Consider the following 25,116-nt stretch of genomic DNA (forward strand, 5'->3'; position numbering starts at 1 on the left):
ATCGTCGCGATCAACAAGGACGAAGAAGCACCGATCTTCCAGGTGGCCGATTACGGCCTGGTGGCGGACTTGTTCGAAGCCGTACCTGAGTTGGAGAAGCTGGTCTAATCCAGTCGCTTCACTTATAAAGAGCCCGGTCCTTGTGACCGGGTTTTTTTTGCCGTTTTGGGAGGGAGTGTCATGGAGTTGCGCCGTTGGACCCTATTGCTGGGCCTCACCCTGTTGCCAGGCCTGTCCTTGGCCGCGGGCAAATGCGAGCGCCTGGTGATCACCGGCAGCCCGGACGCACCGCCGTTGCTCTGGCGCGACCCGCAAGACCCCACGCACCTGATCGGCGCGACTGCCGAGGTACTGCAGCAGATAGGCAAGGACCTCGGCGTGAAGATCGACCTGCTCTACGGTGGCAAGCGCGCCCTGGCACTCGACGAAGTGCGCAGTGGGCGCATGGACATACTCGCCGACGCGCCGCTGAACCTGGGCGAGCTGGAAACTCTCGACTACATCCACCCGGCCTTGGTGCACACCGACTACCTGGTGTGGACACGCAAGGATTCGGCGCTGGCCTATGCCACGGCTGCCGACTTGCACGGTCATAAGGGCGCTGTTTCGGAGCGGGCACGCTTGAGCGCCGCCTTTGAAACCTTCGCCGGCCAGCAACTTACCCTGCAACGCCTGCCGAGCCTGACGCCCGCCTTTCAGAAACTGCTGCTCGGCGAAGTCGACTACGTACTGGCGGGGCGGTATTCCGGCATGGCCATGGCCCAGAGCCTGGGGATGAGCAACGACCTGGTCGGGCATGACGTGCCGGTCGATCAACCCGGCCTGTACCTGGCGATTTCCCACAACTCGGCCTGCAATGATCCGTGGTTGCGCGGACAGCTCGCCAAAAAGATGACAGAATTGCCCGCGTCTGGTCTGACGCAAGCCGCACTGCAGCGCAATCTGGAGCGCTGGAAGGCCCAGTTGCAGCAACCCGTCAGCACCCCAACAAAGTAGGGATTTTCAGTGACTCTTCGACCTCTTTTCGCGGCCCTCGCCGTTGTCGCTCTGGCGGGATGTGCTACCGATCCTGCGCCGAATGAACAAATGCGCCTCACCCAGCAAGCCTTGGAACAGGCCAGTGCCGTGGGTGCCAACGCGGATGAATCGCCTGAAATGAAGCTGGCCGAAACCAAGTTCGCCCGCGCCAAGGGCAGTATGGCTGATGAGTCCTACAAGAACGCCCGCATGCGCGCCGAACAGGCCGAACTGGATGCGCGCCTCGCCGAAGCCCAAGTGCTGACCCGCAAGAGCCAGGAACAACTCAACGTGCTCAACACCCGCATCACGCGCCTGCGCAAGCAATTGCAGTTGGGAGAAGCCCAATGAGCCCGTTGATCCGTGGTCTGAGCTGTGCGCTGTTGATGGGGAGCGCGGTATTGGGCGGTTGCGCCAGCCACCCTGACAGCGAGCAGGCCCTGCAACTGGCAGGCGACGATTTCCAGAAGGTCAAGGAAGACGCCAACGTCCTGCGCATTGCGCCCAAGGACGTGATTCGCGCGGGTGAGTCCCTGGCCCGCGCCGACCGCTTGTCCAGTTATTGGGGCAGTGCCGGCGACGTGGTGCACTACGCCTACCTGAGCCGACGCTACAGCGCCATCGCCCGCGAACACACCGAGCAGGCACTCAACGAAGAGCGCGGCGCCAAGCTCGAACTGGAGCGTCAACGGCTGCAACTGGCGCTGCGCGAGAGCAAGCTGATCAGCGTGCAGCAACAGGGCAAGTGGCTCGAAGAGCAGATCGCCAGCCTGACCACTACCCAGACCGATCGCGGCCTGGTGATGACCCTGGGGGATGTGCTGTTCGACACCGGCGAAGCGGAGTTGAAAAACTCGGCCAACCGTACAGTGTTGAAAATCGTGCAATTCCTGCAATTGAACCCCAAACGCGTGGTGCGCATCGAGGGCTACACGGACAATACGGGCGGCGAGCGTGAAAACCTCAAACTGTCCCATGACCGTGCGCAATCGGTGGCCGATGTGCTGGTAGACCTCGGCATCGACGAAAAACGCATTCAGGTCGAGGGTTATGGCGACCAGTTCCCGGTGGAGGCCAACGCGTCCGAGCGGGGCAGGGCGCAGAACCGCCGGGTCGAAATCGTCTTCTCCGACGAAAAGGGCCAGCTCGGCGCCTCTCGGTAGGCGCCGGACACTGATCCAACTGTGTGGGGCTTGCCCGCGAAGGAGTTGGATCAGCCAATATTTCACTGGCCAGCTCCCACATCGGATGTGTGTCGAGCCCGAAAAAAAGCCCACCACCCGTCCCCTGCAGGAGCGGGCTTGCCCGCGAAAGCGGCGTATCAGTCAATATTTCAGTGGCTGACACACCACTTCGCGAGGGCAAGCCGGCTCCCCTATCTGTTTGTGTAGCCCCACACAGTTTTTACTGTCACTGCGGCCCACGCTCGACTATTCTCGCAACTGTCCCCGTACACTTTCAAACTGTGCCGGTATGTTTCACACAAAAATAAAATACCCGTGAAATCGAGTGCTGCGTCATGACCAATCTGTTGCTTTACCAACGTATCGCCCAGCAACTGGCTGAGGATATCCGGCGCGGTGTCTATCAACCAGGGGAGCGTGTGCCGTCGGTGCGCAAGATGAGTTCCCAGTTGAACGTCAGCCATGCCACGGTGTTGCAGGCTTACGCCAACCTGGAAGACCAGGGGCTGATCCGCGCGAGGCCGCAGTCCGGGTATTACGTGCACCAGACCCCGGCGCTCACCGCGCCGACGCCGGACATCGCGCGAGTCGAGCGCCCCGGGTTGGTCACCCGCAGTAGCATCATCCAGCAGGTATTGGGTGAATCGCGGCGCGAAGGGGTGTTCCCGCTGGGTGCCGCCGTGCCGAGCGTGGACTACTTGCCGGTGCGAGCGCTGCACCAGCAACTGGCCAAGGTCACGCGCTTCCAGAGCCCGCGGGCATTCAGCTATATGTTCAGCCCCGGATTCGAGCCGCTGCGCCGCCAAGTGGCGATCCGCATGCGCGATGCCGGCGTGGTGGTGGACCCGTCCGACGTGGTGATCACCCACGGCTGTGTGGATGCGTTGCAGATGTCGCTGCGAGTGCTGACGCGGCCAGGCGACCTGATTGCCGCCGAATCACCGACCTATTACGGCTTGTTGCAATTGGCTGATCTGCTGGGGCTGAAAGTCATCGAGATCCCCAGCGATCCGTCCACCGGCATGAGCCTTGAGGCCTTGCAACTGGCCGCCAACCAATGGTCGATCAAGGCCCTGGTATTGACCACGCGGCTGAGCAATCCACTGGGCGGAACCATGCCCGAGGAGCGGCAGAAACAGTTGCTGCGCCTGGCGTCGGACTTCGATATCCAGATTGTCGAGGATGATATCTACGGCGAGCTGATGTTCGAGGTCGGCCGCACCAAGGCCCTCAAAGCCTATGACCGTCTGGACCGGGTGATCTATTGCTCGAGTTTTTCCAAGACTTTGTCGCCGGGGGTGCGCATCGGCTGGATGATCGCCGGCAAATACCAGCAGGAAATCCAGCGCCTGCAGATGTTCAGCACTCACTCGGCGTGCAGTGTCACCCAGATGGGGGTTGCGGCCTACCTGGAGAACGGCGGCTATGACCGCCATTTGCGCTACATCCGCCAGGAGTACCGCAAGAACCTCAGTGCCTTCCAATTGGCGGTGCAGCAGTATTTCCCCGAAGGCACTCAGATGACCCGTCCGACCGGCGGTTTTATCCTGTGGGTCAGTTTGCCTGGGCGGGTCAATACCCAGGAACTGCACGTGCGTGCATTGCAACAGGGCATCAGTATTGCGCCGGGGTTGATCTTCAGTAATACCGAACAGTTCAACCACTGTATCCGGCTCAATTGCGGTACGCCGTGGAACCGTGAAGCAGAGCGTGCGCTGATGACGTTGGGGATGCTTGCCAACCAGCTGTGTCAGGAAACGGCGGCGGGGTTTTAAGCTGGAAAATGCGCGCTAACCGATAGCTGGCTAATCACTGTGCTTGTCATGCCGTGCACAACAAGCGAGCATATGGCCCTCTGCCTTTAATGCTGTAGGCGACATGACCTCGATTTTTCGCACTGCTTTGGTGATTGGCCTGTTAAGCCTGTGTAACGTCAGTACAGGGCTGGCGGCAGCCCCTGTGGCTGACACCCAGCCGGCCGCCAACACCCAGCAGCAAGCGCCCGCGAAAAAACCAACCGCGTCCCAGAAGGCCCCGGCGGCGAAAAAAAAAGCCACCACGGTGAAGAAGCGCGCTGCGAATACGCGTAAATCCAAGGCATCCCGCGAGGTGACGCAGACTCAACTGGCACCCGCACAGTTGGACCTGTCCCTGCCCTCGGACATGGTCAGGCATTTGCAACCCATCGGCACCATGCCCAAGCCCGCGAGCGTGCCGCTGCTGCCGCCGATGTTCGGTGAGAAACCCACTGACAACAGCGCCTTCCAGATCAACGGCCGCTTGCTCAGCAATGAGATGAAGCTTCAACTGCGCAACGAAGAGCGGCGAGATGTGGAAGGCGCCGCGTTGGAATTCGAGTTCAAGCAGTAATCTTTTCCTGCAAAGGTGACGTGCGCCGTCGACCACCTGTCGCAGACTGGTCGGTCACTTTTGTTTTGCGCGAAAAACCCCTGTTGGACCATTTTAAAACGGCTGTTTAAGGGCGTAACCTAGCCCGGCCATCCCATTGAGTCATCGAGGACCTGCTGGTCATGAATTGCCGTGAAGGCTGTGGCGCTTGCTGCATCGCCCCCTCCATCAGTTCGCCCCTGCCTGGAATGCCCCACGGCAAACCGGCGGGCGAACGCTGCCTGCACTTGTCGGTCGAACAGCTGTGCCAACTGTTCGGGCAGCCCGAGCGACCTGCGGTGTGCAGTGATTTCAAGGCGGATATCGAGGTCTGCGGCAGCGACCAGGCCGACGCCATCCGGTTGATCGGTTGGTGGGAGCAGATGACGGCGGCTTGATGGGCTTAACTATCGGAACTTCGACAATAAGGAATACAAAATGGGTTCGCTGAAACGAATGGCTGTGCTCTGTGGTTTTAGTCTTGTGTGTGCTGCCACCGCCCAGGCCGACGACTGGAAAGTCGCCAAGGACGATGACGGTATTACGGTTTCTCTGAGCGACGTGGCTGGCTCGAAGTACAAAGCCTATCGCGGCGTGACGGTGATCAAGGCGCCGCTGGCCAAGATTGTCGCGTTGCAGGAAGACGTGGCTGGGGCCTGTTCCTGGATCCACGAGTGCAAGTCCCAGAAACTGGTAGACAAAAAGGGTGATGAAAGCTGGACCTACACCCAGTTCAAAGCCCCGTTCCCTGTGACCGATCGGGATTCCTACCTGCACATCACCACCACCCAGGGCGCCGACGGCAGCCTCACGCGCAAACTGGAAGGCGTGCCGACCTACAAGCCTGACGAAAAAGGCTACGTACGGGTGGCCCAGGTGGAAGGCTTCTGGAAACTGGTGCCCAAAGGTGACAAAGAAACCCAGGTTACTTACCAGGTGCACACCGAGCCAGGTGGCAGCGTACCCTCGTGGTTGGCCAACAAGTTCGTGGTGGACGCGCCGTTCAACACCTTGAAGGCGCTCAAGGATCACGCCGAACAGTAAGTGCAGCCTGTCAGGTGCCCCCTGCCTTGAGTGGAACGTTTGCCGAGCCCTTCAGGTCAAGATAGTGGTAAGCCCACACACGGGTTTTATCGAGGAGGCACCGATGCAAAAGTGGCAAATTACCTTCGTTGATGATCACGGCGAAACCGCCGTTCGGGAGTTCACCTGTGAACAGAAGCCCAGCCTCGAAGACGCTGCGCACATGATTCGCAATGAGCTGGTGCCCGTCGCCGCCGAACTCGACCTCAATGACCTTGAAGGGCGTAAGCCTGAGCCGACGGTCAAGATCCTCAAAGACCAGAACAGTATTCAAATCGTCGATATCTCCCCTGTTGCCTGAATATTCCCTGTCTGCACGTCACGCCTCCACTGGTGGAGGTGATAGCTTCGCGCTACTCTGCAATCGAGATCAGCGAATGAATCGCTAAGCTCTGGTCTTGTCAGCTACATGCTTGTTTTCCAGCGGTGAGGTCATTGCCGTAGCACCCGCGCCAGTCAGGCGCGGGCTTCGGAAAGCACGGAAAGTCTATCCATCGGTTAGAGGAGCACTTTTCATGAGCACAGCCTATCAAGAAGACATCAGCACCCACGTACTGCGCCGCATGAAAGAAGGCGGTTTTGATTTCTCGCGTTTCCACCCCATCGAGTTCTACGCCATTTTCCCCGATGAAGAACGGGCGCGAAGGGCTGCGGGCGAGTTTCGCGGGGAATCCCTGAATGCCCAGGTCAGTGCGCGCGACGATGGCGCCTGGTACCTGGAACTGAGCAAGATCATGTTCGCCACCTACGACGGCATAGGAGACTTCGAGCAGGACTTTGAAGCAGTGGTTGAACCTTTGGGTGGCGTGCTTGAAGGGTGGGGCGTCAAGCAGGAAGTGCGTGGTTTACCCATGTAGCGCGAAATGAGCAACACAGCGTATCGGCTGGCCTTAGGGTCGGCCGATTTTGTTTGTGCCGTGGGAAAATTATTCTGAACTTGCGAGCCATTTTTGCGCACCAAAAAAAAAGCCACCCGCTGAGGGTGGCCTAAAGGGAAGAGCGATGCGCTGAAGGTTGTTCAGCTGATGGCGCGATTATCCGCACGCCTGGCCGGGCAGTGAAATCAACTCTGGCTATGCTGTTGATAGACAAAGCCCGCATTGGGATGAAGCGCGGGGCAGTGCGCCGCGCATTCTGCGCACCAGGACGGTGCGACAAGAACTCTGTGGTTATTCAACCGATTGATTTTTAAGTGTTTATGCCGCTGGCACGGGCCTTGCGAAGGTTCCTGTGCCTGGGTGACAAGGAGTTCGGCATGATCCGCACTTATTACGATGAAATGTACGATGGGGCAGGGCAGGTACGCCCCCATTACCGCGAGTTCGCCCGCTGGTTGGCCGAGACCCCTGCTGAACTGCTGGCCCAGCGCCGGCGCGAAGCCGATTTGCTGTTTCACCGCGCCGGCATCACCTTCACGCTCTATGGCGACGAACAGGGCACGGAGCGCCTGATCCCCTTCGACACTATCCCGCGCAGCATTCCGGCCAGTGAGTGGCGGATCGTCGAACGCGGCTGTATCCAGCGGGTCAAGGCATTGAATATGTTCCTGGCCGACCTGTATCACGAGCAACGCATCATCAAGGCCGGCATCATTCCCGCCGAACAGGTGCTGGCCAATGATCAGTACCAACTGGCCATGCAAGGGCTGACCCTGCACCGCGATCTTTATTCCCACGTCTCCGGTGTCGATCTCGTTCGCGATGGCGACGGCACCTACTACGTGCTGGAAGACAACTTGCGCACCCCCAGCGGCGTCAGCTACATGCTGGAAGACCGCAAGATGATGATGCGCCTGTTTCCGGAATTGTTCGCCGCCCAGCGTATCGCGCCCATCGACCATTACCCCAACCTGCTGCTGGACACCCTGAAAAGCTCCAGCCCGCTGGATAACCCCAGCGTCGTGGTGCTGACGCCAGGGCGCTTCAACAGTGCGTTCTTTGAGCATGCATTCCTGGCGCGGGAAATGGGCGTGGAGCTGGTGGAAGGCGCCGACTTGTTCGTGCGCGACGACCACGTGTTCATGCGCACCACCGACGGGCCCAAGGCGGTAGACGTGATTTACCGTCGACTCGACGACGCCTTCCTCGATCCGCTGGCGTTCAACCCCGAATCCATGCTCGGCGTGCCGGGCCTGCTCGCCGCCTATCGCTCCGGCAATGTGGTGTTGGCCAATGCCATCGGCACCGGGGTAGCGGATGACAAGTCGGTGTACCCCTTCGTCACCGAGATGATCCGTTTTTACCTGGACGAAGAACCTATCTTGAAGAACGTGCCGACATTCCAATGCCGTAAGCCAGACGAACTGTCCCACGTACTGGCCAACCTGCCAGACCTGGTGGTTAAGGAAACCCAAGGCTCCGGCGGCTACGGCATGTTGGTCGGGCCAGCCTCCAGCAAGGCTGAAATCGAAGCCTTTCGCGCCCGGATCAAAGCCAAGCCCCACGCTTATATCGCCCAGCCGACCCTCTGTTTATCCACCTGCCCGACCTTCGTCGAAAACGGTATTGCGCCGCGCCACATCGACCTGCGCCCGTTCGTGTTGTCGGGCAAGGAAACCCGCGTGGTGCCCGGTGGCTTGACCCGGGTGGCGCTGCGCGAAGGCTCGCTGGTGGTCAACTCGTCCCAGGGCGGCGGCACCAAAGACACCTGGGTGGTCGAGGACTGATGCCATGTTGAGTAGAACTGCCTCGGATTTGTACTGGATGTCTCGCTACCTGGAGCGCGCGGAAAACCTCGCGCGCATGCTCGATGTCAGCTATTCGTTGTCGCTGATGCCCCAGGACGGGCGCGGCGATGGCCTGCACGAACTGGCGATGCCGCTGTTGATCACCGGTACCCTGGATGACTATCACGAACGCCACGGCGACCTGCACGCCGAACGCCTGCTGCATTTTTTTGCACTGGATGCGGCCAACCCGGCGAGTATCTACAGTTGCCTTGGTGCGGCGCGGGCCAGTGCCCATGCGGTACGTGGGCGAATTACCGCTGACATGTGGGAAAACATCAACGCCACCTGGTGGGATATTCGCGAGATCGCCCAGCAAGGCTTGAGCCGCTATGGCATGAGCCGCTTCTGCGAGTGGGTCAAGGAGCGTTCACATCTGTTCCGTGGCGCCACCTACGGCACCATCATGCGTAACGACGCGTTCCGCTTCATTCGCCTGGGCACCTTCATCGAGCGCGCCGACAATACGCTGCGCCTGTTGGACGCCCGCTACGAAATGGCGGGCGAGCGCGCCGAAGCCGTCACCGATGGCACGGCCCACGCCTACTATCAATGGAGCGCCTTGCTGCGTGCGTTGTCGTCGTTCGAGGCCTACACCGAGATCTATCGCGACGCGCCAGGCGCCCGGCAAGTCGCAGAGCTGTTGCTGTTGCGCGCCGATGTGCCGCGTTCGCTGCGCGCCTGCAGCGAAGAGATCGACCAGATCCTCGCGAGCCTGCCGGGGCTCAATGGCCGGCCGGCCCAGCGCCTGGCCGCCGAGATGGATGCGCGCCTGCGCTTTACTGCCATCGATGAAATCCTCGAGGAAGGCCTGCACGCCTGGCTGACCGACTTTATCCCCTTGGTCCGCCAGTTGGGCGATGCCATCTACAGTTCCTACCTGGAGGCGGCATGAGACTCTCCATCAGCCACGAAACCACCTACCACTACGAAGATCAGGTGCGCGCCAGCATCCAGTACCTGCGGCTCACGCCCCATGACAGCGAGCGCCAACATGTCCTGAGCTGGCAACTGGACCTGCCCCGCCCGGTGCGCGCCCAGGTAGACCCGTTCGGCAACATCCTGCACGTGTTGACCCTGGATGAGCCCCACGATGCCATCATCATCGGCGCCCGTGGCCAAGTGGACATCGACGAGTTGCGCGAGGCGGAGCACGAAGCGCAGTCGGCGTTTCCGTTCCTGCGCTGCACTCGCCTCACCGAGCCGGATGAGGCCCTGCGTGGCTTCGCCGCCCAGCACTGCCATCAGCGCCGTGACCGCACGGCGTTGATCGACCTGATGCAGGCCTTGAATCAATCGATGGTCTACACGCCCGGTGCAACGGAAGTCGACACCAGTGCTGCCGAGGCCTTCGCGGGCGGGGCCGGGGTCTGCCAGGACCACACCCACGCCTTCCTGGCCTGCGCCCGCAGCCTGGGGATTCCGGCGCGGTATGTGTCCGGCTATCTGTACAGTGAAGACAGCACCCACCTCGCCAGCCACGCCTGGGCCGAAGCGTGGCTGGACGACGCCTGGTACAGCTTTGACGTGACCAACCAACTTGCGCGCCCGGAGCGGCATTTGAAATTGGCGGTTGGCCTGGATTACCTCGACGCTTGCCCGGTACGCGGCATGCGGCGTGGAGGGGGGCATGAGCAGATGCATGCCAAGGTGTTCGTGGCGCCTACTCCGGTAATTTCCGTGCAGCAGCAATAGCCGCCCTAACAGTAAAGATCCAAGGTCGGAGCGGGGGAGCTACGCCGGGTTCAGGGCTGCGGTTTGCGTCCCGCCATGTGCTTGAGGTAGCTCACCAGCCAGTCCAACTCATGGTCCGGCAACACACCCGCAGCAAACCCCGGCATCTTCGCCTGTGGCCAATGTCTCAGGCTCTGCGGATCGCGGATGTATCGCTTGAGGAAATCCCCGCTGAAATATTCCGTCGGGTTGTAGGGAATGTTCAGGTCCGGACCCATCTGTGCATCGCCCGCGCCATTGAGGCGATGGCAGGCCAGGCAGTTTTTCTGAAACAGCGCAAAACCCTGGTTGATCGGGTCACTCGCCGAGAGCCTGGGGTCAGGCAGCAATGCCGGAAAACGCTCCGCCACGGTCTTCAACTGCTGGATGGCGGAGATCTGAAAAGGCCACTGCTCGGGGCTGATATGCCCGGCCTGCGGGTTGGTCCATACCAGGTAGAACGGCCCGGCGCTCGGTTTGCCTGCTGCCAGCGCAGGCCACGGATGAGCCGGGTCTTCAACCGCCAACCACGCGCGGGCACCCTGTTGTTCCAGCAGGGGGGCGGCGGCAAGTTCAGCGGCGAAGCCATCCAGGGCTACCGCTTGCAGGTGGCTCTGAGGTTTCAGGCCCGGCAGGAGAACCGTCAGCGGCACTGCGCGATAGGTCATGTCGCGCTTGTAGGAAACGTCGTTAACCACGTGCACGGTTTGCGCTTGGGGGTGATTGAGCAGCTCTGCGGTCTGCCAGGTGTGGCGGGCGTGGTCGAGCTTGACGGTCAATGACGCGGCACCTACCGGCAGGGCAATCAGCAGGCCCAAGAGGGCGAAAATCGATTTCAAGAGGCGGGCCCCAGCTACGTGTCAATATGGCCAACCATACCTGAAATCCACGTGCAAAAAGACAGCCCCTGTGACAGGACCGCTACACGCAATGTCCCGGCAGGGGCTGCCAAAAGCTGCCATCCTGATGCTGTACACGCACGGAATGTGGGGGTTGAGGGATCACCCGATAACCTTGGTTAAATTGGGCAAGATCAGAATCAGTGTGGTGGCGAAAAGAATGAGTCCCGCCTGACGTACTTTCGAATGTTTGAACATGGCTGACCGCCTTTTGTTGTTATTCCTGAGCGTCAAATACGTGCCGTTTTTATTTCAGTATGGCGAGATGACGTGTCACTTTTCTTACAGTTGCTCCAGCAAAACCCGGCAGCAACTTCCTACTGATTCAACCTTAGAGCCCACGTTCTTCGTGGCTTAGATCCATTTCGTATCAGCTAATAAGCAAGTCCTCTAAAAACGGCATGAGGCCTATCGCCATCTTGGCGCCAGACCCTTGGCTAGACAGCTAAAACGATTAATCGGTGGAATAGCTTAGGTGCCTACCGTTCGTCCGACTGAGAGGGTCATTCGCAATGAGCGCATCCGTCATTGAAACCGTGTCAATCGGGCCTAAGGTAGAGGCCTACCTGCACAGCGGCGCGAGAACTCCATGACCCAAGCTCTGATCTATGACGCGATACGCACGCCCCGTGGCAAGGGCAAGGCTGACGGCGCGCTGCACAGCGTCAAGCCGGTAAACCTGGTGGCCGGCCTGCTCACCGCGCTGGCCCGGCGCAGCGACCTCGATACCCAACAGGTGGATGACATCGTCCTCGGCTGCGTCACCCCCGTGGGCGACCAGGGCGCCGACATTGCCAAGACGGCTGCGCTGGTGGCGGACTGGGACATCAGCGTGGCGGGCGTGCAGGTCAACCGCTTCTGCGCGTCGGGCCTGGAGGCGGTCAACCTCGGTGCGATGAAAGTACGCTCCGGTTTCGAAGACCTGGTGGTGGTTGGTGGTGTCGAGTCCATGTCCCGCGTGCCCATGGGCAGCGATGGCGGCGCCTGGGTGCTCGACCCGCAGACCAATCTGCACAGCCACTTCACGCCCCAAGGCATCGGGGCAGACCTTATTGCGACCCTGGAAGGCTTCACGCGCCAGGACGTCGACGCCTTCGCCCTACAGTCCCAGCAGAAAGCGGCCAGGGCTCGTGCGGACGGTTCCTTCAGCAAGTCGCTGATTGCGGTGCAGGACCAGAACGGCATCGTGCTGCTGGACCACGACGAATTTATCCGTGGCGACTCCACCCTGGACGGCTTGGGCAAGCTCAAGCCCAGCTTCGAAATGATCGGCCAGATGGGGTTCGACGCCACCGCACTGCGGGTGTACAGCCAGGTGGAGCTTATCCATCACGTTCACACACCGGGCAATAGCTCCGGGATCGTCGACGGCGCCGCGCTAATGTTGATCGGCTCCGAGGCCAAGGGCCGCGAATTGGGCCTGCCACCTCGGGCGCGTATCGTCGCCACAGCAGTGACCAGCACCGACCCGACCATCATGCTGACCGGGCCGGCCCCGGCAACCCGCAAGGCCTTGGCCAAGGCGGGGTTGCGTGTCGAAGACATCGACCTGTTCGAAGTCAACGAAGCGTTTGCGTCCGTCGTCCTGAAATTCATCAAGGACATGCGCATCGATGCTACGCGGGTCAACGTCAATGGCGGTTCCATCGCCCTGGGTCACCCGCTGGGCGCCACCGGGTGCGCGATCCTCGGCACCTTGCTCGACGAGCTGGAAGCGCGCCAGCAGCGTTACGGCCTGGCCACTCTGTGCGTCGGCGGTGGCATGGGCATCGCCACGATTATCGAACGTCTCTGAGCCTCAGGAATCCGTCATGACCCAAGCGATTCGTTACGAAAAAGGCCAGGACCAAATCGTGGTGCTGACCCTCGACATGCCCGGCCAGAGCGCCAACACCATGAACGGCGTGTACCGTGAGGCCATGGCGGCCACCGTCGCACGCCTCGAAGCAGAAAAGGACCACATCGCCGGGGTGGTGATCACGTCGGCCAAGAAGACCTTTTTCGCCGGCGGCGACCTCAATGAACTGATCAAGGTCGACAAGGCCAACGCCAAGGGTTTCTACGACAGCGTGGGGGTACTCAAAGCCCAGTTGCGTCGCCTGGAAACCCTGGGCAAACCGGTGGTGGCCGCTATCAATGGTGCGGCGCTCGGCGGTGGCTGGGAGATTTGCCTCGCCTGCCATTACCGCATTGCGTTGGACGATTCCTCGGTGCAGCTTGGCCTGCCTGAAGTCACCCTGGGCTTGTTGCCGGGCGGTGGCGGAGTGGTGCGCATGGTGCGCCTGCTGGGGCTGGAAAAGGCCTTGCCGTATTTGCTCGAAGGTAAAAAGCTACGCCCGCAACAGGCACTGCAAGCGGGGCTGATCCACGGTTTGGCGGCGAATCGCGATGAGCTGCTGGCCAAATCCCGTGCCTGGATTCTGGCCAATCCCGAGCCCCGGCAGCCTTGGGACGCGAAGGGCTATCAGATTCCCGGTGGCACGCCGTCCAGTCCAAAAGTTGCGCAAATGCTGGCTATCGCGCCGTCGATTTTGCGCAGTAAAACCCAGGGCTGCTTCCCGGCGCCGGAGAAAATCCTCTGCGCGGCGGTTGAAGGCGCTCAGGTGGATTTCGACACCGCCCACCTGATTGAAACCCGCTACTTCACCGAACTGGTTACAGGCCAGGTGGCGAAGAACATGATCGGCACGTTCTGGTTCCAGCTCAATGAAATCAACGCCGGCAGTTCAAGACCCCAGGGAATCGCCCCCTGCGTCACCCGAAAAGTCGGGGTGCTCGGCGCCGGGATGATGGGCGCGGGTATCGCCTACGTCAGCGCCTGCGCGGGGATCGAGGTGGTGCTCAAGGATATCAACCTGGCGGCGGCCGAGAAGGGCAAGGCGCATTCGGCGGCGCTGCTGGACAAGAAGCTCAGCCGTGGGCAACTGACCGCCGAGCAGCGCGATGCCATCCTCGCGCGGATTCATCCTGCGGCGTCGGACAGCGAGCTGGCGGGTTGCGACCTGATCATCGAAGCGGTGTTCGAAGACCGCGAACTGAAAGCCAAGGTCTCTGCTGCCGCTCAACACGTTGTCGGCGCCGATGCGGTGATCGCCTCCAACACCTCGACCTTGCCGATCAGCGGCTTGGCCAGCGCAGTGCCGGACCCCGGCACGTTCATCGGCCTGCATTTCTTCAGTCCGGTGGACAAGATGGCCTTGGTGGAGATCATCAGGGGCGTCCGTACCTCAGACGAAACCCTGGCCCGGGGTTTTGATTTCGTGCTGCAAATCAAGAAAACCCCGATCGTGGTCAACGACAGCCGAGGGTTCTTCACCTCGCGGGTGTTCGCCACCTTCACCAACGAAGGCATTGCCATGCTGGGTGAAGGGGTCGCCGCGCCGATGATCGAGACCGAAGCGCGCAAGGCCGGCATGCCGGTGGGGCCGTTGGCGGTGTCGGACGAAGTGTCCCTCAGCCTGATGAGCCATATCCGACAGCAAACCGCGAAAGATCTGCAGGCCGAGGGCAAGGCAGTGCCGACCCATCCTGCCACGGTGGTGATCGATTGGCTGGTGCGCGACTGCCAGCGCGCGGGCAAGGCGGCCGGGGGTGGTTTCTATGAATACCCCAGCGATGGGCAGAAGCACTTGTGGCCTGAGCTGAAAAGCCGCTTTGAACGGCCCGATCGACGGATTCCTGCGCAGGATGTGCGCGACCGTCTGCTGTTTATCCAGGCCATCGAAACCGTGCGCTGTGTGGAGGAGGGGGTGTTGACGTCCACTGCCGATGCCAACGTCGGTTCTATCTTCGGCATTGGCTTTGCGGCGTGGACAGGTGGGGCGTTGCAGTTCATCAACCAATACGGCTTGAACGACTTCATCGCCCGCGCCCGCTACCTGGCCGAGCAGTACGGCGAGCGCTTCACGCCTCCGGCGTTATTGTTGGAAAAAGCCGCACAAGGCACCCAGTTCGTGTAAGCGCTAGCGTGCTCGCACAGCACCTCTTAACGACGTGTCTTTCCACGCTGATCGCATTATCGTTGGCGACTTTCGCGAGCACGCTCGCGCCTACAAGGGGCTTGCCTGCGGATGTGTTTCAGGGCAGGCTTGGGTGTGCATTATTCCCTTCACCGTGTCAGGTATTTTTTATGTCGCTACGCGTCTGCATTCTGGAAACCGATGTCCTGCGCCCGGAGTTGGTGGATCAATATCAGGGTTACGGGCAGATGTTCCAGCGTCTGTTCTCCCAGCAGCCCATCGCCGCAGAGTTCACCGTGTACAACGTGATGAAGGGCGAGTACCCGGCTGACGACGAGTCATTCGACGCCTACCTGGTCACTGGCAGCAAAGCTGATTCCTTCGGCACCGACCCGTGGATCCAGACGCTCAAGACCTACCTGCTTGACCGCTACGCGCGTGGCGACAAGTTGCTCGGTATCTGCTTCGGCCATCAGTTGCTGGCCCTGCTGTTGGGCGGCAAGAGCGAGCGTGCCAGCCAGGGTTGGGGCGTGGGCACCCACAACTATCAAATGGCCGCCAAGGCACCGTGGATCAGCCCGGTGGTGGAAGAGTTGACGTTGCTCATTAGCCACCAGGACCAGGTCACCGCGCTACCGGAAAACGCCACTGTGATCGCGTCCAGCGAGTTCTGCCCGTTCGCCGCGTACCACATCAACGACCAGGTGCTGTGCTTCCAGGGCCACCCGGAGTTCATCCACGATTATTCCCGCGCGCTGCTGGATATTCGCCAGCAGAACCTCGGCGAGCACATCTATAGCAGCGGCGTGGCCAGCCTGGCGCGTGACCACCACGGCGTCACCGTGGCGGAATGGATGATGCGCTTCGTGGCGCACAAGCCTAAAGCCAACCCGAACGCTTGAAACTGGCCCACAGGCTGGTGCAGCCCACGGCGATGAACCCGAGCACCGCAAAATAGCCGTAGTGCCATTGCAGCTCGGGCATGTTCTGGAAATTCATCCCGTAAATCCCCGCCACGGCGGTGGGGAACGCCAGGATCGCCGCCCAGGCCGCGAACTTGCGCTGTACCACGCTCTGGCGCGAAGCCTCGAGCAGCACACCGATCTCGATGGTCTGGCTGGCGATGTCGCGCAAGGTGGTGAGGTCTTCCATCTGCCGCGTCACGTGGATCTGCACATCGCGAAAATACGGACGCATGTTCTTGTCGATGAACGGGAAGCTCAGCTTCTGCAGCTCCTGGCTGATCTCCACCATCGGCGCCACATGGCGCTTGAGGCGCAAGACATCGCGACGCAGGCCGTGAATCTTCTGGATGTCGCGTTCACTCAATGAACTGCACAGCACGTTGCGCTCCAGCTCATCGATTTCGGCATGAATCGCTTCGCTTACCGGCTGGTAGTTCTCGGTGACGAAATCCAGCAGCGCATAGAGCACGAAATCTTCCCCATGCTCCAGCAACAACGGCCGCGCCTCACAGCGCTGGCGAACAAAGCCGTAGGACGCCGAATGACCATTGCGCGCAGTGATGATGTAGCCGTTGCCAGCGAAGATATGGGTTTCGATGAACTCCAGCTTGCCGTTCTCGCGCACCGGCGAATAGGTGACGATAAACAGCGCATCGCCGAAGGTCTCGAGCTTGGGCCGGCTGTGTTTTTCCAGGGCGTCTTCGATGGCCAGTTCATGCAGGTTGAACTGGCGTTGCAGGTTGGCCAGCTCCCGGGCGTCGGGCTCTTCCAGGCCGATCCACACAAAGTGCCCAGGTTTGGCGGCCCAGGCTGCACCTTCATCTAGGGTGATATCGGTAACTTTTTTGCCGGCGCTGTAGACGGCGGCCGCAACAACTCTACCCATGGTGCAGATCGCTTCTTGTTGGGATGACAGATGTTGGGCAGCTTAGCCTGAATACCGTTCCGTTGCGGACGTTCACCTGTGGTTAGCGAGTTTGCTCGCGCTGGGGCGCGAAGCGGCGCCAATACTCTTTATCCCGCACTCAATTCCTGGTCCATCTGCGCAATGCACTCCTCCATCTGCTCCTGACACCGCTGCATCAACCCCCCAACGTCATCCGCCGTCATCCCCACCGTAGGAATCGGCGGCAACGAACGTATGAGCACCTCCCCGCTGTGCCAACGATCGAGCCGCATGGTGTTGACGTAATTGCTCACACACACCTGCACGATCGGCACGCCCGCCGCAATCGCCATGTGAAACGCGCCTTTCTTGAACGGCAACAGCCCCTTGCCCAGGTTGCGCGTGCCTTCCGGGAACACCCAGATCGAGGTGTCCTTGTGTTGCAACGTGTGGGTGGTGGTCAGCATCGCCCGACGCGCCTTGTGCGCATTGCCGCGGTCGATCAGCACGTTACCCGCCAACCAGAACAATTGGCCGAACAGCGGCACCCATTTCAGGCTTTTCTTGGCGATACACACCGTGCGGTGTGGCACCACATTGCCGAATACAAACAGGTCGTAGTTGGACTGGTGATTGGCGATGATCACACAGGTACCGGGCTTGTCGCGCAGTGAATCCACATCGGTCTTCACCTTCAGGCCCAGCAGCCACATGGCCGGTAGCGCATACAGGCGAGCACACAGGCGGCTGTTGTCCGGGTTGAACGGCCGGCAGATTCCGATCAGCACACCCAGCATGCCTGCGATCATAAAGTGCAGGCCCATCAACAACATACGCAGCAGAAAAAGCATCGACACGGCCTATCAGGGCAAAAGGTCGCGCAGTGTACGGTTGTGCACTGTCTTCGGCAATTAGCCGTGCAGAGGTAGGAGATGGGCGATGTTTAAGCACATGTTTCAACATCTGCGGGCAAGGGCGGGCTAGAGCGTTTGAGGAAAGTGAGCAAACGCTTGTAGGAACTGGTATGCCAGTTCCTACAAAAGCGGTGGCGTCAGGTCAGACTGTGGCTCTGGTCCTGGATGATGGCTTCATCTAAGGCTTCGAGTAGCGCGTGCCGCACCTTCAGCTTGGTGCGCTTGTGCGCGTTCATATTGAGCTTCTTCAACTGCCGCGCCGCTTCCAGGGTCGCCGCGTGCAATTCTTCCGGCGCCACCACCTTATCGAGGAAGCCCGCCTGCAAGGCGCCCTGTGGGTCAAACATCTCGGCATTGATCACCGAGCGATGAAACGCCGACTTGCGCAGACGATCCCGCGCCAGCTCAATGCCAGCGTGGTGCATGGTCATACCGATGGCCACTTCGTTGAGGCCGATGCTGAACGGGCCTTCCACGCCAATCCGATAATCCGCCGACAGCAACAGGAACGCCCCCTTGGCCACCGCATGCCCAGGGCACGCCACGATCACCGGGAACGGGTGGGACAACAGACGCCGCGCCAAGGTAGAGCCCGAGGTCACCAGGCCGATGGCTTCTTTAGGGCCGGCGGTCATCACCTTCAAATCGTAACCACCGGACAGAATCCCCGGCGTGCCGGTGATCACCACCACCGCGCGGTCTTTCTCGGCCTGGTCCAGCGCTTCATTAAAGGCACTGACCACCGCCGGAGAAATGGCATTCACCTTGCCGTTGCTCAGGGTCAGGGTCGCGATACCGTCTTCGAGGTGGTAAGCAATCAACTCACTCATGACGCGGTTCCTTGTAGGACTTGTTATAGATGGGCTGCTTATAGAAGCGCATGCACAGACGTTACCCACCCCATCTGCCCCGGTAAAGCGCCATGACTGACTGCCCAGTCAGACTTTTCACGCATGTGCTGCGCCGGACGGCGCGGAGCAGGGCGCATTAGCGTGTTCAGCCAGGCGCTGCCGATGCCTGAGAATGGCAGAATCATCACCCTCTGACGGGTGCGTTCCAGCATTTCCCGCTAACCGCATGAAAATTCTGAAAAAAACCTTTGCCATCGGAAAGGCTTTCGACTACATTAGCGCGCCTCGACAGACTGAACTGGTTTGACGAGATACGGTGAAGTGTCCGAGTGGCTTAAGGAGCACGCCTGGAAAGTGTGTATACAAGAAATTGTATCGAGAGTTCGAATCTCTCCTTCACCGCCATATTCGATGTAAACAAAACCCCTGGTTTCGAGAGAAGCCAGGGGTTTTGTGTTTCTGGGTGTTCTAATCCCAACATAAAAAACACCGGGCTATTCCCGGTGTTTTTTGTCCATCCTGAAAGCTTACTGCCCCGCTTTCAGCTTAACCACATCACCCGAAATCTTGGTGGTGTAGCCGCTCAGTACCCATGCCCAGAACCATTTTTCCTGAACCTGCGTATTGATCAGCGCATCACCGCCCTTGGCCTTGATGGCGGCGTCTTGTGCGCGGACGAAACGGCTGTTCTGGCCGATAGGGATCACGCCGAACAACATGATGCCGGTGGCGCTGGCTTCGCTGTGACCCAGCACGGTGTATTGGCTGCTGTCGTATTGTGGCGACTTGATGGCGGTGCCGGTGCAGCCTGCCAGGGTGAAACCAAGAACGGCTGCTGCAACTACTTTACTGACGTACTTCACTGAATAACTCCATGCACTAAAGCCCGGGATTCAATTCTCGGGGGCTGCACTTTAATCGCTCTTGTAACAGATTGAAAACAATCGCCTGTCGGCCAAGAGCGTGTTCAGGCGTGCGGGTCGTTATAGAAGGCGGCGTAGGCTGGTGACGGCTTTTCAAAACCCACTGCCGATCCCAGGCGCCTCAGCGACGTGTCTGCACAAACCGCCGAATCAACCCTCCATACACCGCAACGTTGATCACTACCACCACTGCAGCCAGTACCCATTGAATCTCCGGCGTCAGCCCGGCGGGATAGATCAGTGTGAGGATGTAGTGCTCGATAAACCCACCGCCATAGCCGTCCTGCCCGGCCAGGTGGCGAAACAGGTTTTCCCAGCGGGTGAGCGGGCAGGGCAAGTGCAGCACCTCGACGGCGATCCCCCAGGCCACCGCCGGCAGGTGCAGCCAGATCACGCGGCGCCATCTGAGGGCCAGCAACCCGCCGAACAGTACGAACAGGATAAAACCGAGGTGGAACAGCACCAGGCTGTCAGCGGCGAGACGGTAGAGCATCATGGATCATTCGAAAGGGGAGGGGCGAACAGTCTAAAGGGTTGCCGGGCGGCAAGCGTGGCCGTTATTGTGCTGAATCCTTTTAGTCCTTTGCCCAGGGATCTGTTTGATGAACGCACCGCGTACCGCCGGCCCGATCAAGGCCGTGATTTTCGATATGGACGGTTTGTTGCTGGATACTGAAGGCATCTACACCGAAGTCACGCAGATCATCGCCGAGCGCTACGGGCGGACCTATGACTGGAGCATCAAGCAGCACATCATTGGCCGTGGCGCGCAGGACCTGGCCGACTATGTGGTCAAGGCACTCGAGCTGCCGATCACCCCGGCCGAGTTCCTGAGGATTCGCGAGCCGTTGATGACCGAGCGTTTTCCCAAGGCCTTGGGCATGCCCGGCGCCGAAGCGCTGGTGCGGCACTTGAATGCCCACAATATTCCGATTGCCGTGGGCACCAGTTCGTCGCGCCATTCGTTCGGACACAAGACCACATTGCACCGCGAATGGTTTGCCTTGTTCGGCACCATCGTCACCGCTGACGACCCGGAAGTCGGCGCCGCCAAGCCTGCGCCGGACATTTTCCTGACCGCTGCCCGCCGGCTGGGCGTTGCGCCCGAGGATTGCCTGGTGTTCGAGGATTCGCCGTTCGGTGTCACCGCTGCCAAAGCCGCCAACATGACGGCCATCGCCGTACCTGATGAGGCCATGGCCGACAGCAAGTACCACCACGCTGACCAGATCATTCGCAAACTCGCGGAGTTTGATTTGGCGGCGTATGGCTTGCCACCCATGCGCTGAATAAGCACGGTCAAAATGTGGGAGGGGGCTTGCCCCGTCCCACATTTGGTTTTGCAGTGCTGCTGGAGTCTCAGGCGCTGAAGCCACCATCGATGGTCAGGCTGGCACCGGTGATGTAGCCCGCTTCCGGGCCCGCCAGATACGCCACAAAGCTGGCAATCTCTTCGACATGCCCGTACCGGCCCACCGCCATCAAGCCCATCAGGCTCTCGGCAAAATCGCTGTCTGCCGGGTTCATGTCGGTATCCACCGGGCCAGGTTGAACGTTGTTGATCGTGATGCCCCGCGGCCCCAGGTCACGCGCCAAGCCCTTGGTCAAGCCGACCAGCGCCGCCTTGCTCATCGCATACGGACCACCGCCGCCAAAGGGCATGCGTTCAGCGTTGGTGCTGCCGATGTTGATCACGCGGCCACCGTCACCCATGTGCTTGGCGGCTTCCTGGGTAGCGATAAACACACTGCGCACGTTGATTGCCAGGGTCTGGTCAAAATCTTCCAGCTTGAAGTCTTCCAGCGGTGCGATAGCCAGCACGCCCGCGTTGTTCACCAGGATGTCCAGGCGGCCGAAGGCGTCGACGGTAGCGTTGACTGCGTTGCGGATCGCAGCGGCATCGGCGCTGTCAGCGCGGATCGCCAGGGCTTTGCCGCCCTCGCTGATCACGCTGTTCTGCAAGGCTTCGGCCTTGGCGGCCGAGCTGACGTAGGTAAAGGCAACCGCTGCGCCTTGGGCTGCGAGGCGCTTGACGATGGCGGCGCCGATGCCACGGGAACCGCCTTGAATCAAGGCGACTTTGCCGCTGAGGTTTTGTGTGGTCATGTCGATCTCCTAGCTGTTCAAGGCGGAATGCCTTGTTGTTGGAGCCGAGTATCGACCTCACCGGCCCCTCCCGGTAGACCGTGATTGCTATAGTCTGTGTAAACCAAAAGTTTAGAGTTAGGCGAAATGGAAAGCTTTGGCAGTATCGAATGCTTTGTGCGCAGCGCTGAAGGCGGCAGCTTTGCCGAGGCGGCCCGGCACCTGAGCCTCACGCCGGCGGCGGTGGGTAAAAGCGTCGCCAAGCTGGAGGCGCGCCTCGGTGTGCGGTTGTTCCAGCGCAGCACCCGACGACTGACCCTCACCGAAGCCGGCAAGCTGTTTCTCGACGAAGTCAGCGGCAGCCTCACCACGATCCAGAACGCGGTAGCCAACCTCGCCAGTGCCGAAGGACAGCCAGTGGGGACGCTCAAGGTCAGCATGGGCACCGTGTTCGGCAATCGCTATATCGTGCCGATGCTGGGTGAATTCATGGGACGCTTTCCGGCGATCAGCCCGGATTGGCATTTTGATAATCGCCAGGTCGACCTGATCGGCCAGGGTTTCGACGCGGCGATCGGTGGCGGTTTCGAATTGCCCCAGGGCGTGGTGGCCCGCAAGTTGACACCGGCACACCGCGTGTTGGTGGCTGCGCCAGGCTATCTGGCCCAGCGCGCGCCGGTGATCGGTCCCGAAGATTTGGCGCATTGCCACGGTATTCTGATTCGCTCACCCCAGACCGGTCGCATCCGCTCTTGGCAACTCACCAGCCGCGAGCGCGAACACCGCCCGTTGGTGCTCAAGCCGAGCATGACCATGAGCGACTCCGAAGCCGCCTGCTGTGCCAGCGCTCAGGGCTTGGGGATAGCGTTGGTGAGTATGCCGATGGCGGTGCCGTTTCTGGACAGCGGGGCGGTGGTGCGGGTGTTGCCGGAGTGGTATGTCGATGATGGCAATATCTCCATCTACTATGCCGAGCACAAATTACTGCCCGGCAAGACCCGGGCGTTTGTGGACTTCATCATTGAGCAGTTTTCCGGGCAGCAACTGGGGCAGCGATTCAGTGCGGTTTGATGGTCATTGGCAATCGAGTCGCCTGCATCGCGGGCACGCCGGGCTCCCACGGGGGACTGGCGGTGGGCCTGTTTTTCGGACTCGACACACATCCAATGTAGGAGCTGGCGTGCCTGCGATGGCCACACCTCGGTCTACCGGCCGAACTGGCCCGGCCAGCCAATGACCTTCTTCGGCCTCGGCGTCGCATAGGTTCGAATCTTCGACGTCGACAACCCCAGTCGTACCAGCGATTCCGCGATGGTCACCGCCGCCGTCACGCCATCCACTACCGGCACGCCGGTGCGTTGGCGAATCTGCTCATCCAGCCCGGCCATCCCGCCGCAGCCCAGGCAGATCACCTCGGCCTTGTCGTCTTTGATCGCCAGCTCTGCCTGGCGCACGATGGCTTCCATGGCCGCCAGCGGGTCTTCTTCCAGTTCCAGCACCGCCATGCCGCTGGCCCGCACCGACGCACAACGCTGATACAGGCCCGCGAGTTTCAAGCGGTCCTCGATCAGCGGCACGGTGCGGTCCAGCGTGGTGACCACCGAGTAGGCGTGACCCAGGAACATCGCGGTGCTGGCGGCCGCTTCGGTGATGTCCACCACCGGCACGTTCAGCAATTCCTGCAGGCCTTCGCGGCCATGTTCGCCGTAGCCCGCCTGGATCACCGCATCGAACGGCTGGTCGTAGGCCATCACCCGGTCCATCACCGCGATGGCTGCCAGGTAGCTTTCGAAATTGCCCTCAACCGACTCCGCGCCGAAGTAGGGGGTAAGCCCGACGATCTCGGTTCCCGGCGAGGCCACGGCCCGCGCTTGCTGGGCGATGGTGTCGGTGATGGATTCGGTGGTGTTGACGTTGACCACGAGGATACGCATGGAAGGTCCTTGATTAATGACTGACGTTATCGACGGCAATGCTTTCGCCACTGACATCGGCGTAGAACGGCTGGCGCTTGGCGATTAACAGATAGAGCAACCCCGCAATACCGGCGCCAAACATCCAGGAGAACGGTGAGACGCTGGCGAAGCCGGGCAACAGGGCCAGGAGAATGGCGATCACTGCCGCAGGAATGAACGCTGCCACCGCCCGCAGGTTGACCCCGCGGCTGTAGTAATAAGCGCCATTCGGGTCTTCGCTGTACAACTGCAGCACGTCCACCCGGTTTTTACGGATCAGCCAGTAATCGACCATGATCACGCCGTACAGCGGCCCCAGCAGCGCGCCCAGGCCGGAAAGGAAATACACGATCACCAGCGGGCTGTTGTAGAGGTTCCACGGCAGGATCAGCACCGCCACGGTGGCGCTGATCAAGCCGGCGCGGCGGAAGTTCAGGTACTTGGGCGCCAGGTTACTCAGCACAAAGGCCGGTGCGACGAAGTTGGCCATGATATTCACCGCCACGGTGACGATCAGGAACGCCAGGCAGCCCAGCACCAGGAAGAGCGTGTTGGGGATGGCCGCGATGATTTCGGTGGGGCTTTCGATCACCCGGCCATTGAGCTGAAACTGCCCGCCGCACAGCAGCACGGTGATGATGGCAAACACCAGGATGTTCACCGGCAGGCCCCAGAAGTTACCGACCTGAATCGTCTTGCGGCATGGCGAGGAGCGGGCGAAATCGCAGAAGTTGAGGATCAGCGTGCCGTAGATCGCCAGCCACAGTGCGCCGCCGGCAAAGATATTGCGCCACATCTCGCCGCCGCTGAGCGGCTCGCGGATCGACCAGGCGATGTTGCCGCCCGTCTGGAAATACATCCAACCCGCCAGCGCGGCCACGGTCAGCAGGATCACCGGCCCGGCAAAGCCTTCGTAGCGACGCACCATCTCCATGCCGTAGGCGAGGATCACCAGCTGCACCAGCCAGATCGCCACGAAGCATGCCCAGCCGAGGGATGACAGGCCGAGGATCGCGTCATGGTCGTATTCGGCAAACCCTGGATGAATCGCCGTCAGCAACACGCGGAACACCACCGAGGCCAGGTAGGTCTGGATCCCGAACCAGGCAATCGCGATCACTGCGCGGATCAATGCCGGAATCTGCGCGCCATGGATGCCGAAACTGATCCGGCTGATCACCGGGAACGGCACCCCGGTCTTCTGGCCCATGTAGCCCGACAGGTTCATGAAGAAGTACACCAGTGCCGCGCCGATACCCAGCGACATCAGGATCTGCCAACCGCCCAGGCCCAATGCATACAAGCCAATGGCGAAGGAGTAGTTGGCGATGTTGTGCACGTCGTTGGTCCACAACGCAAAGATGCTGTAGCGCCCCCACCGCCGGCCTTCGACCTTGGTGGGCGCCAGGTCCTTGTTGTGCAGGCGCGGGCTTAGTACCAACGGCCCGGGGCTTGCGGCCTCGGGGTTCAGGGAGGAGGGCAGATCCAGTGCGATGTCGTTCGAGAGGCTTGTACGCATTCCGGCAGGCTCCAGCACATCTGCAGCCAGGCCGCGGATGGCAAAGTGTA

27 protein-coding genes and 1 tRNA gene are annotated in these 25,116 nt (G+C 60.7%); 19 read left to right on the forward strand and 9 right to left on the reverse strand.

Translation table 11 applies throughout. The features are described from left to right. The 13 genes from CQ041_RS13350 to CQ041_RS13410 all read left to right on the forward strand — a co-directional run. The coding region (locus CQ041_RS13350; RefSeq protein ID WP_099421406.1) for an electron transfer flavoprotein subunit alpha at positions 1 to 108 on the forward strand (108 nt) is incomplete at its 5' end. Positions 109 to 180: 72 nt separating this feature from the next. Next, positions 181 to 996: an ABC transporter substrate-binding protein gene (locus tag CQ041_RS13355; protein ID WP_105522939.1), complete on the forward strand. Its 816-nt coding sequence runs from the start codon at positions 181 to 183 to the stop codon at positions 994 to 996. 9 nt (positions 997 to 1,005) lie between these two features. Next, entirely contained in the window at positions 1,006 to 1,368 is a 363-nt protein-coding gene (locus CQ041_RS13360) for a DUF4398 domain-containing protein (protein WP_105522940.1), read from the forward strand. Further along, positions 1,365 to 2,180: an OmpA family protein gene (locus CQ041_RS13365; RefSeq protein ID WP_105522941.1), complete on the forward strand. Its 816-nt coding sequence runs from the start codon at positions 1,365 to 1,367 to the stop codon at positions 2,178 to 2,180. The genes CQ041_RS13360 and CQ041_RS13365 overlap by 4 nt, the downstream gene beginning before the upstream one ends. 356 nt (positions 2,181 to 2,536) lie before the next feature. Next, entirely contained in the window at positions 2,537 to 3,976 is a 1,440-nt protein-coding gene (locus tag CQ041_RS13370; RefSeq protein ID WP_105522942.1) for a PLP-dependent aminotransferase family protein, read from the forward strand. 103 nt (positions 3,977 to 4,079) lie between these two features. Further along, entirely contained in the window at positions 4,080 to 4,571 is a 492-nt protein-coding gene (locus CQ041_RS13375; RefSeq protein ID WP_105522943.1) for a translation initiation factor 2, read from the forward strand. 161 nt (positions 4,572 to 4,732) lie between these two features. Beyond that, positions 4,733 to 4,987, forward strand: coding sequence for a YkgJ family cysteine cluster protein (locus tag CQ041_RS13380; RefSeq protein ID WP_105522944.1), 255 nt, complete (start codon positions 4,733 to 4,735; stop codon positions 4,985 to 4,987). Positions 4,988 to 5,027: 40 nt separating this feature from the next. Continuing rightward, positions 5,028 to 5,633 (forward strand): START domain-containing protein, encoded by a 606-nt coding sequence (locus CQ041_RS13385; RefSeq protein WP_105522945.1) that lies wholly within the window; start codon positions 5,028 to 5,030, stop codon positions 5,631 to 5,633. Between the two features lie 103 nt (positions 5,634 to 5,736). Then, positions 5,737 to 5,973, forward strand: a complete 237-nt coding sequence (locus CQ041_RS13390) for a hypothetical protein (protein WP_105522946.1) — start codon at positions 5,737 to 5,739, stop codon at positions 5,971 to 5,973. Positions 5,974 to 6,187: 214 nt separating this feature from the next. Next, positions 6,188 to 6,529, forward strand: a complete 342-nt coding sequence (locus tag CQ041_RS13395; protein WP_105522947.1) for a ribonuclease E inhibitor RraB — start codon at positions 6,188 to 6,190, stop codon at positions 6,527 to 6,529. A gap of 398 nt (positions 6,530 to 6,927) precedes the next feature. After that, the gene (locus CQ041_RS13400; protein ID WP_105522948.1) at positions 6,928 to 8,337 is read left to right on the forward strand and encodes a circularly permuted type 2 ATP-grasp protein; all 1,410 of its coding nucleotides are present in this window, start codon (positions 6,928 to 6,930) and stop codon (positions 8,335 to 8,337) included. A 4-nt stretch (positions 8,338 to 8,341) separates the two neighbouring features. Continuing rightward, entirely contained in the window at positions 8,342 to 9,292 is a 951-nt protein-coding gene (locus tag CQ041_RS13405) for an alpha-E domain-containing protein (protein ID WP_105522949.1), read from the forward strand. Next, the gene (locus CQ041_RS13410) at positions 9,289 to 10,092 is read left to right on the forward strand and encodes a transglutaminase family protein (protein WP_105522950.1); all 804 of its coding nucleotides are present in this window, start codon (positions 9,289 to 9,291) and stop codon (positions 10,090 to 10,092) included. Before CQ041_RS13405 ends, CQ041_RS13410 begins: the two co-directional genes overlap by 4 nt. Positions 10,093 to 10,142: 50 nt before the next feature. Here the strand turns inward: CQ041_RS13410 and CQ041_RS13415 are convergent, their stop codons facing one another. Further along, positions 10,143 to 10,949 (reverse strand): cytochrome c, encoded by an 807-nt coding sequence (locus CQ041_RS13415; RefSeq protein WP_105522951.1) that lies wholly within the window; start codon positions 10,947 to 10,949, stop codon positions 10,143 to 10,145. A 649-nt stretch (positions 10,950 to 11,598) separates the two neighbouring features. Here CQ041_RS13415 and CQ041_RS13420 point away from each other — a divergent pair. The 3 genes from CQ041_RS13420 (at position 11,599) to CQ041_RS13430 (ending at position 15,870) form a co-directional block, all read left to right on the forward strand. Continuing rightward, complete coding sequence (locus tag CQ041_RS13420) at positions 11,599 to 12,804, forward strand: acetyl-CoA C-acetyltransferase (protein WP_105522952.1); 1,206 nt, start codon at positions 11,599 to 11,601, stop codon at positions 12,802 to 12,804. Between the two features lie 16 nt (positions 12,805 to 12,820). Continuing rightward, on the forward strand, positions 12,821 to 14,968 hold the full coding sequence (locus CQ041_RS13425; RefSeq protein WP_105522953.1) for a 3-hydroxyacyl-CoA dehydrogenase NAD-binding domain-containing protein: 2,148 nt from the start codon (positions 12,821 to 12,823) through the stop codon (positions 14,966 to 14,968). Between the two features lie 170 nt (positions 14,969 to 15,138). Then, positions 15,139 to 15,870, forward strand: a complete 732-nt coding sequence (locus CQ041_RS13430; protein WP_105522954.1) for an amidotransferase — start codon at positions 15,139 to 15,141, stop codon at positions 15,868 to 15,870. Here the strand turns inward: CQ041_RS13430 and CQ041_RS13435 are convergent. From CQ041_RS13435 to CQ041_RS13445, 3 genes are all read right to left on the reverse strand, one after another. Next, entirely contained in the window at positions 15,848 to 16,819 is a 972-nt protein-coding gene (locus CQ041_RS13435) for a magnesium and cobalt transport protein CorA (RefSeq protein WP_105522955.1), read from the reverse strand. The two genes, CQ041_RS13430 and CQ041_RS13435, sit on opposite strands and share 23 nt — an antisense overlap. Positions 16,820 to 16,947: 128 nt before the next feature. Further along, entirely contained in the window at positions 16,948 to 17,670 is a 723-nt protein-coding gene (locus tag CQ041_RS13440) for a 1-acylglycerol-3-phosphate O-acyltransferase (protein ID WP_105522956.1), read from the reverse strand. 200 nt (positions 17,671 to 17,870) lie between these two features. Next, complete coding sequence (locus tag CQ041_RS13445; RefSeq protein ID WP_105522957.1) at positions 17,871 to 18,563, reverse strand: crotonase/enoyl-CoA hydratase family protein; 693 nt, start codon at positions 18,561 to 18,563, stop codon at positions 17,871 to 17,873. Between the two features lie 336 nt (positions 18,564 to 18,899). On the opposite strand from CQ041_RS13445, the gene CQ041_RS13450 reads away from it, so the two are divergent. Continuing rightward, a tRNA-Ser gene (locus CQ041_RS13450) sits at positions 18,900 to 18,989 on the forward strand. A 122-nt stretch (positions 18,990 to 19,111) separates the two neighbouring features. Here the strand turns inward: CQ041_RS13450 and CQ041_RS13455 are convergent. Beyond that, positions 19,112 to 19,447 carry a hypothetical protein gene (locus CQ041_RS13455; RefSeq protein ID WP_105522958.1) on the reverse strand — a complete coding sequence of 112 codons (336 nt, stop codon included), beginning with the start codon at positions 19,445 to 19,447 and terminating at the stop codon, positions 19,112 to 19,114. 181 nt (positions 19,448 to 19,628) lie between these two features. Next, positions 19,629 to 20,000: a DUF2784 domain-containing protein gene (locus CQ041_RS13460; RefSeq protein ID WP_105522959.1), complete on the reverse strand. Its 372-nt coding sequence runs from the start codon at positions 19,998 to 20,000 to the stop codon at positions 19,629 to 19,631. 109 nt (positions 20,001 to 20,109) lie between these two features. Here CQ041_RS13460 and CQ041_RS13465 point away from each other — a divergent pair, with 109 nt between their 5' ends. Continuing rightward, the gene (locus CQ041_RS13465; RefSeq protein WP_105522960.1) at positions 20,110 to 20,796 is read left to right on the forward strand and encodes an HAD-IA family hydrolase; all 687 of its coding nucleotides are present in this window, start codon (positions 20,110 to 20,112) and stop codon (positions 20,794 to 20,796) included. A gap of 70 nt (positions 20,797 to 20,866) precedes the next feature. Here the strand turns inward: CQ041_RS13465 and CQ041_RS13470 are convergent, their stop codons facing one another. Further along, positions 20,867 to 21,613, reverse strand: a complete 747-nt coding sequence (locus CQ041_RS13470) for a 3-oxoacyl-ACP reductase family protein (protein WP_105522961.1) — start codon at positions 21,611 to 21,613, stop codon at positions 20,867 to 20,869. A gap of 126 nt (positions 21,614 to 21,739) precedes the next feature. On the opposite strand from CQ041_RS13470, the gene CQ041_RS13475 reads away from it, so the two are divergent. After that, entirely contained in the window at positions 21,740 to 22,663 is a 924-nt protein-coding gene (locus CQ041_RS13475; RefSeq protein WP_105522962.1) for a LysR family transcriptional regulator, read from the forward strand. Between the two features lie 134 nt (positions 22,664 to 22,797). Here CQ041_RS13475 and CQ041_RS13480 read toward each other — a convergent pair whose 3' ends face one another. After that, positions 22,798 to 23,526 carry an aspartate/glutamate racemase family protein gene (locus CQ041_RS13480; RefSeq protein WP_105522963.1) on the reverse strand — a complete coding sequence of 243 codons (729 nt, stop codon included), beginning with the start codon at positions 23,524 to 23,526 and terminating at the stop codon, positions 22,798 to 22,800. A gap of 13 nt (positions 23,527 to 23,539) precedes the next feature. Continuing rightward, positions 23,540 to 25,066 (reverse strand): NCS1 family nucleobase:cation symporter-1, encoded by a 1,527-nt coding sequence (locus CQ041_RS13485; RefSeq protein WP_105522964.1) that lies wholly within the window; start codon positions 25,064 to 25,066, stop codon positions 23,540 to 23,542. Positions 25,067 to 25,116: the final 50 nt, after the last annotated feature.

Origin of the sequence: Pseudomonas sp. MYb60 (assembly GCF_002979555.1) — a bacterium.
Classification (GTDB): domain Bacteria; phylum Pseudomonadota; class Gammaproteobacteria; order Pseudomonadales; family Pseudomonadaceae; genus Aquipseudomonas.

What these genes read in the sequence shown, in the direction of transcription:
- CQ041_RS13400 (WP_105522948.1), top strand. Translation starts at nt 6,928, where the DNA reads ATGATCCGCACTTATTACGATGAAATGTACGATGGGGCAGGGCAGGTA.
- CQ041_RS13465 (WP_105522960.1), top strand. Translation starts at nt 20,110, where the DNA reads ATGAACGCACCGCGTACCGCCGGCCCGATCAAGGCCGTGATTTTCGAT.
- CQ041_RS13470 (WP_105522961.1), bottom strand. Translation starts at nt 21,613, where the DNA reads ATGACCACACAAAACCTCAGCGGCAAAGTCGCCTTGATTCAAGGCGGT.
- CQ041_RS13370 (WP_105522942.1), top strand. Translation starts at nt 2,537, where the DNA reads ATGACCAATCTGTTGCTTTACCAACGTATCGCCCAGCAACTGGCTGAG.
- CQ041_RS13480 (WP_105522963.1), bottom strand. Translation starts at nt 23,526, where the DNA reads ATGCGTATCCTCGTGGTCAACGTCAACACCACCGAATCCATCACCGAC.
- CQ041_RS13485 (WP_105522964.1), bottom strand. Translation starts at nt 25,066, where the DNA reads ATGCGTACAAGCCTCTCGAACGACATCGCACTGGATCTGCCCTCCTCC.
- CQ041_RS13390 (WP_105522946.1), top strand. Translation starts at nt 5,737, where the DNA reads ATGCAAAAGTGGCAAATTACCTTCGTTGATGATCACGGCGAAACCGCC.
- CQ041_RS13395 (WP_105522947.1), top strand. Translation starts at nt 6,188, where the DNA reads ATGAGCACAGCCTATCAAGAAGACATCAGCACCCACGTACTGCGCCGC.
- CQ041_RS13440 (WP_105522956.1), bottom strand. Translation starts at nt 17,670, where the DNA reads ATGCTTTTTCTGCTGCGTATGTTGTTGATGGGCCTGCACTTTATGATC.
- CQ041_RS13430 (WP_105522954.1), top strand. Translation starts at nt 15,139, where the DNA reads ATGTCGCTACGCGTCTGCATTCTGGAAACCGATGTCCTGCGCCCGGAG.
- CQ041_RS13445 (WP_105522957.1), bottom strand. Translation starts at nt 18,563, where the DNA reads ATGAGTGAGTTGATTGCTTACCACCTCGAAGACGGTATCGCGACCCTG.
- CQ041_RS13355 (WP_105522939.1), top strand. Translation starts at nt 181, where the DNA reads ATGGAGTTGCGCCGTTGGACCCTATTGCTGGGCCTCACCCTGTTGCCA.
- CQ041_RS13435 (WP_105522955.1), bottom strand. Translation starts at nt 16,819, where the DNA reads ATGGGTAGAGTTGTTGCGGCCGCCGTCTACAGCGCCGGCAAAAAAGTT.
- CQ041_RS13405 (WP_105522949.1), top strand. Translation starts at nt 8,342, where the DNA reads ATGTTGAGTAGAACTGCCTCGGATTTGTACTGGATGTCTCGCTACCTG.
- CQ041_RS13375 (WP_105522943.1), top strand. Translation starts at nt 4,080, where the DNA reads ATGACCTCGATTTTTCGCACTGCTTTGGTGATTGGCCTGTTAAGCCTG.
- CQ041_RS13425 (WP_105522953.1), top strand. Translation starts at nt 12,821, where the DNA reads ATGACCCAAGCGATTCGTTACGAAAAAGGCCAGGACCAAATCGTGGTG.
- CQ041_RS13460 (WP_105522959.1), bottom strand. Translation starts at nt 20,000, where the DNA reads ATGCTCTACCGTCTCGCCGCTGACAGCCTGGTGCTGTTCCACCTCGGT.
- CQ041_RS13385 (WP_105522945.1), top strand. Translation starts at nt 5,028, where the DNA reads ATGGGTTCGCTGAAACGAATGGCTGTGCTCTGTGGTTTTAGTCTTGTG.
- CQ041_RS13380 (WP_105522944.1), top strand. Translation starts at nt 4,733, where the DNA reads ATGAATTGCCGTGAAGGCTGTGGCGCTTGCTGCATCGCCCCCTCCATC.
- CQ041_RS13410 (WP_105522950.1), top strand. Translation starts at nt 9,289, where the DNA reads ATGAGACTCTCCATCAGCCACGAAACCACCTACCACTACGAAGATCAG.
- CQ041_RS13420 (WP_105522952.1), top strand. Translation starts at nt 11,599, where the DNA reads ATGACCCAAGCTCTGATCTATGACGCGATACGCACGCCCCGTGGCAAG.
- CQ041_RS13365 (WP_105522941.1), top strand. Translation starts at nt 1,365, where the DNA reads ATGAGCCCGTTGATCCGTGGTCTGAGCTGTGCGCTGTTGATGGGGAGC.
- CQ041_RS13475 (WP_105522962.1), top strand. Translation starts at nt 21,740, where the DNA reads ATGGAAAGCTTTGGCAGTATCGAATGCTTTGTGCGCAGCGCTGAAGGC.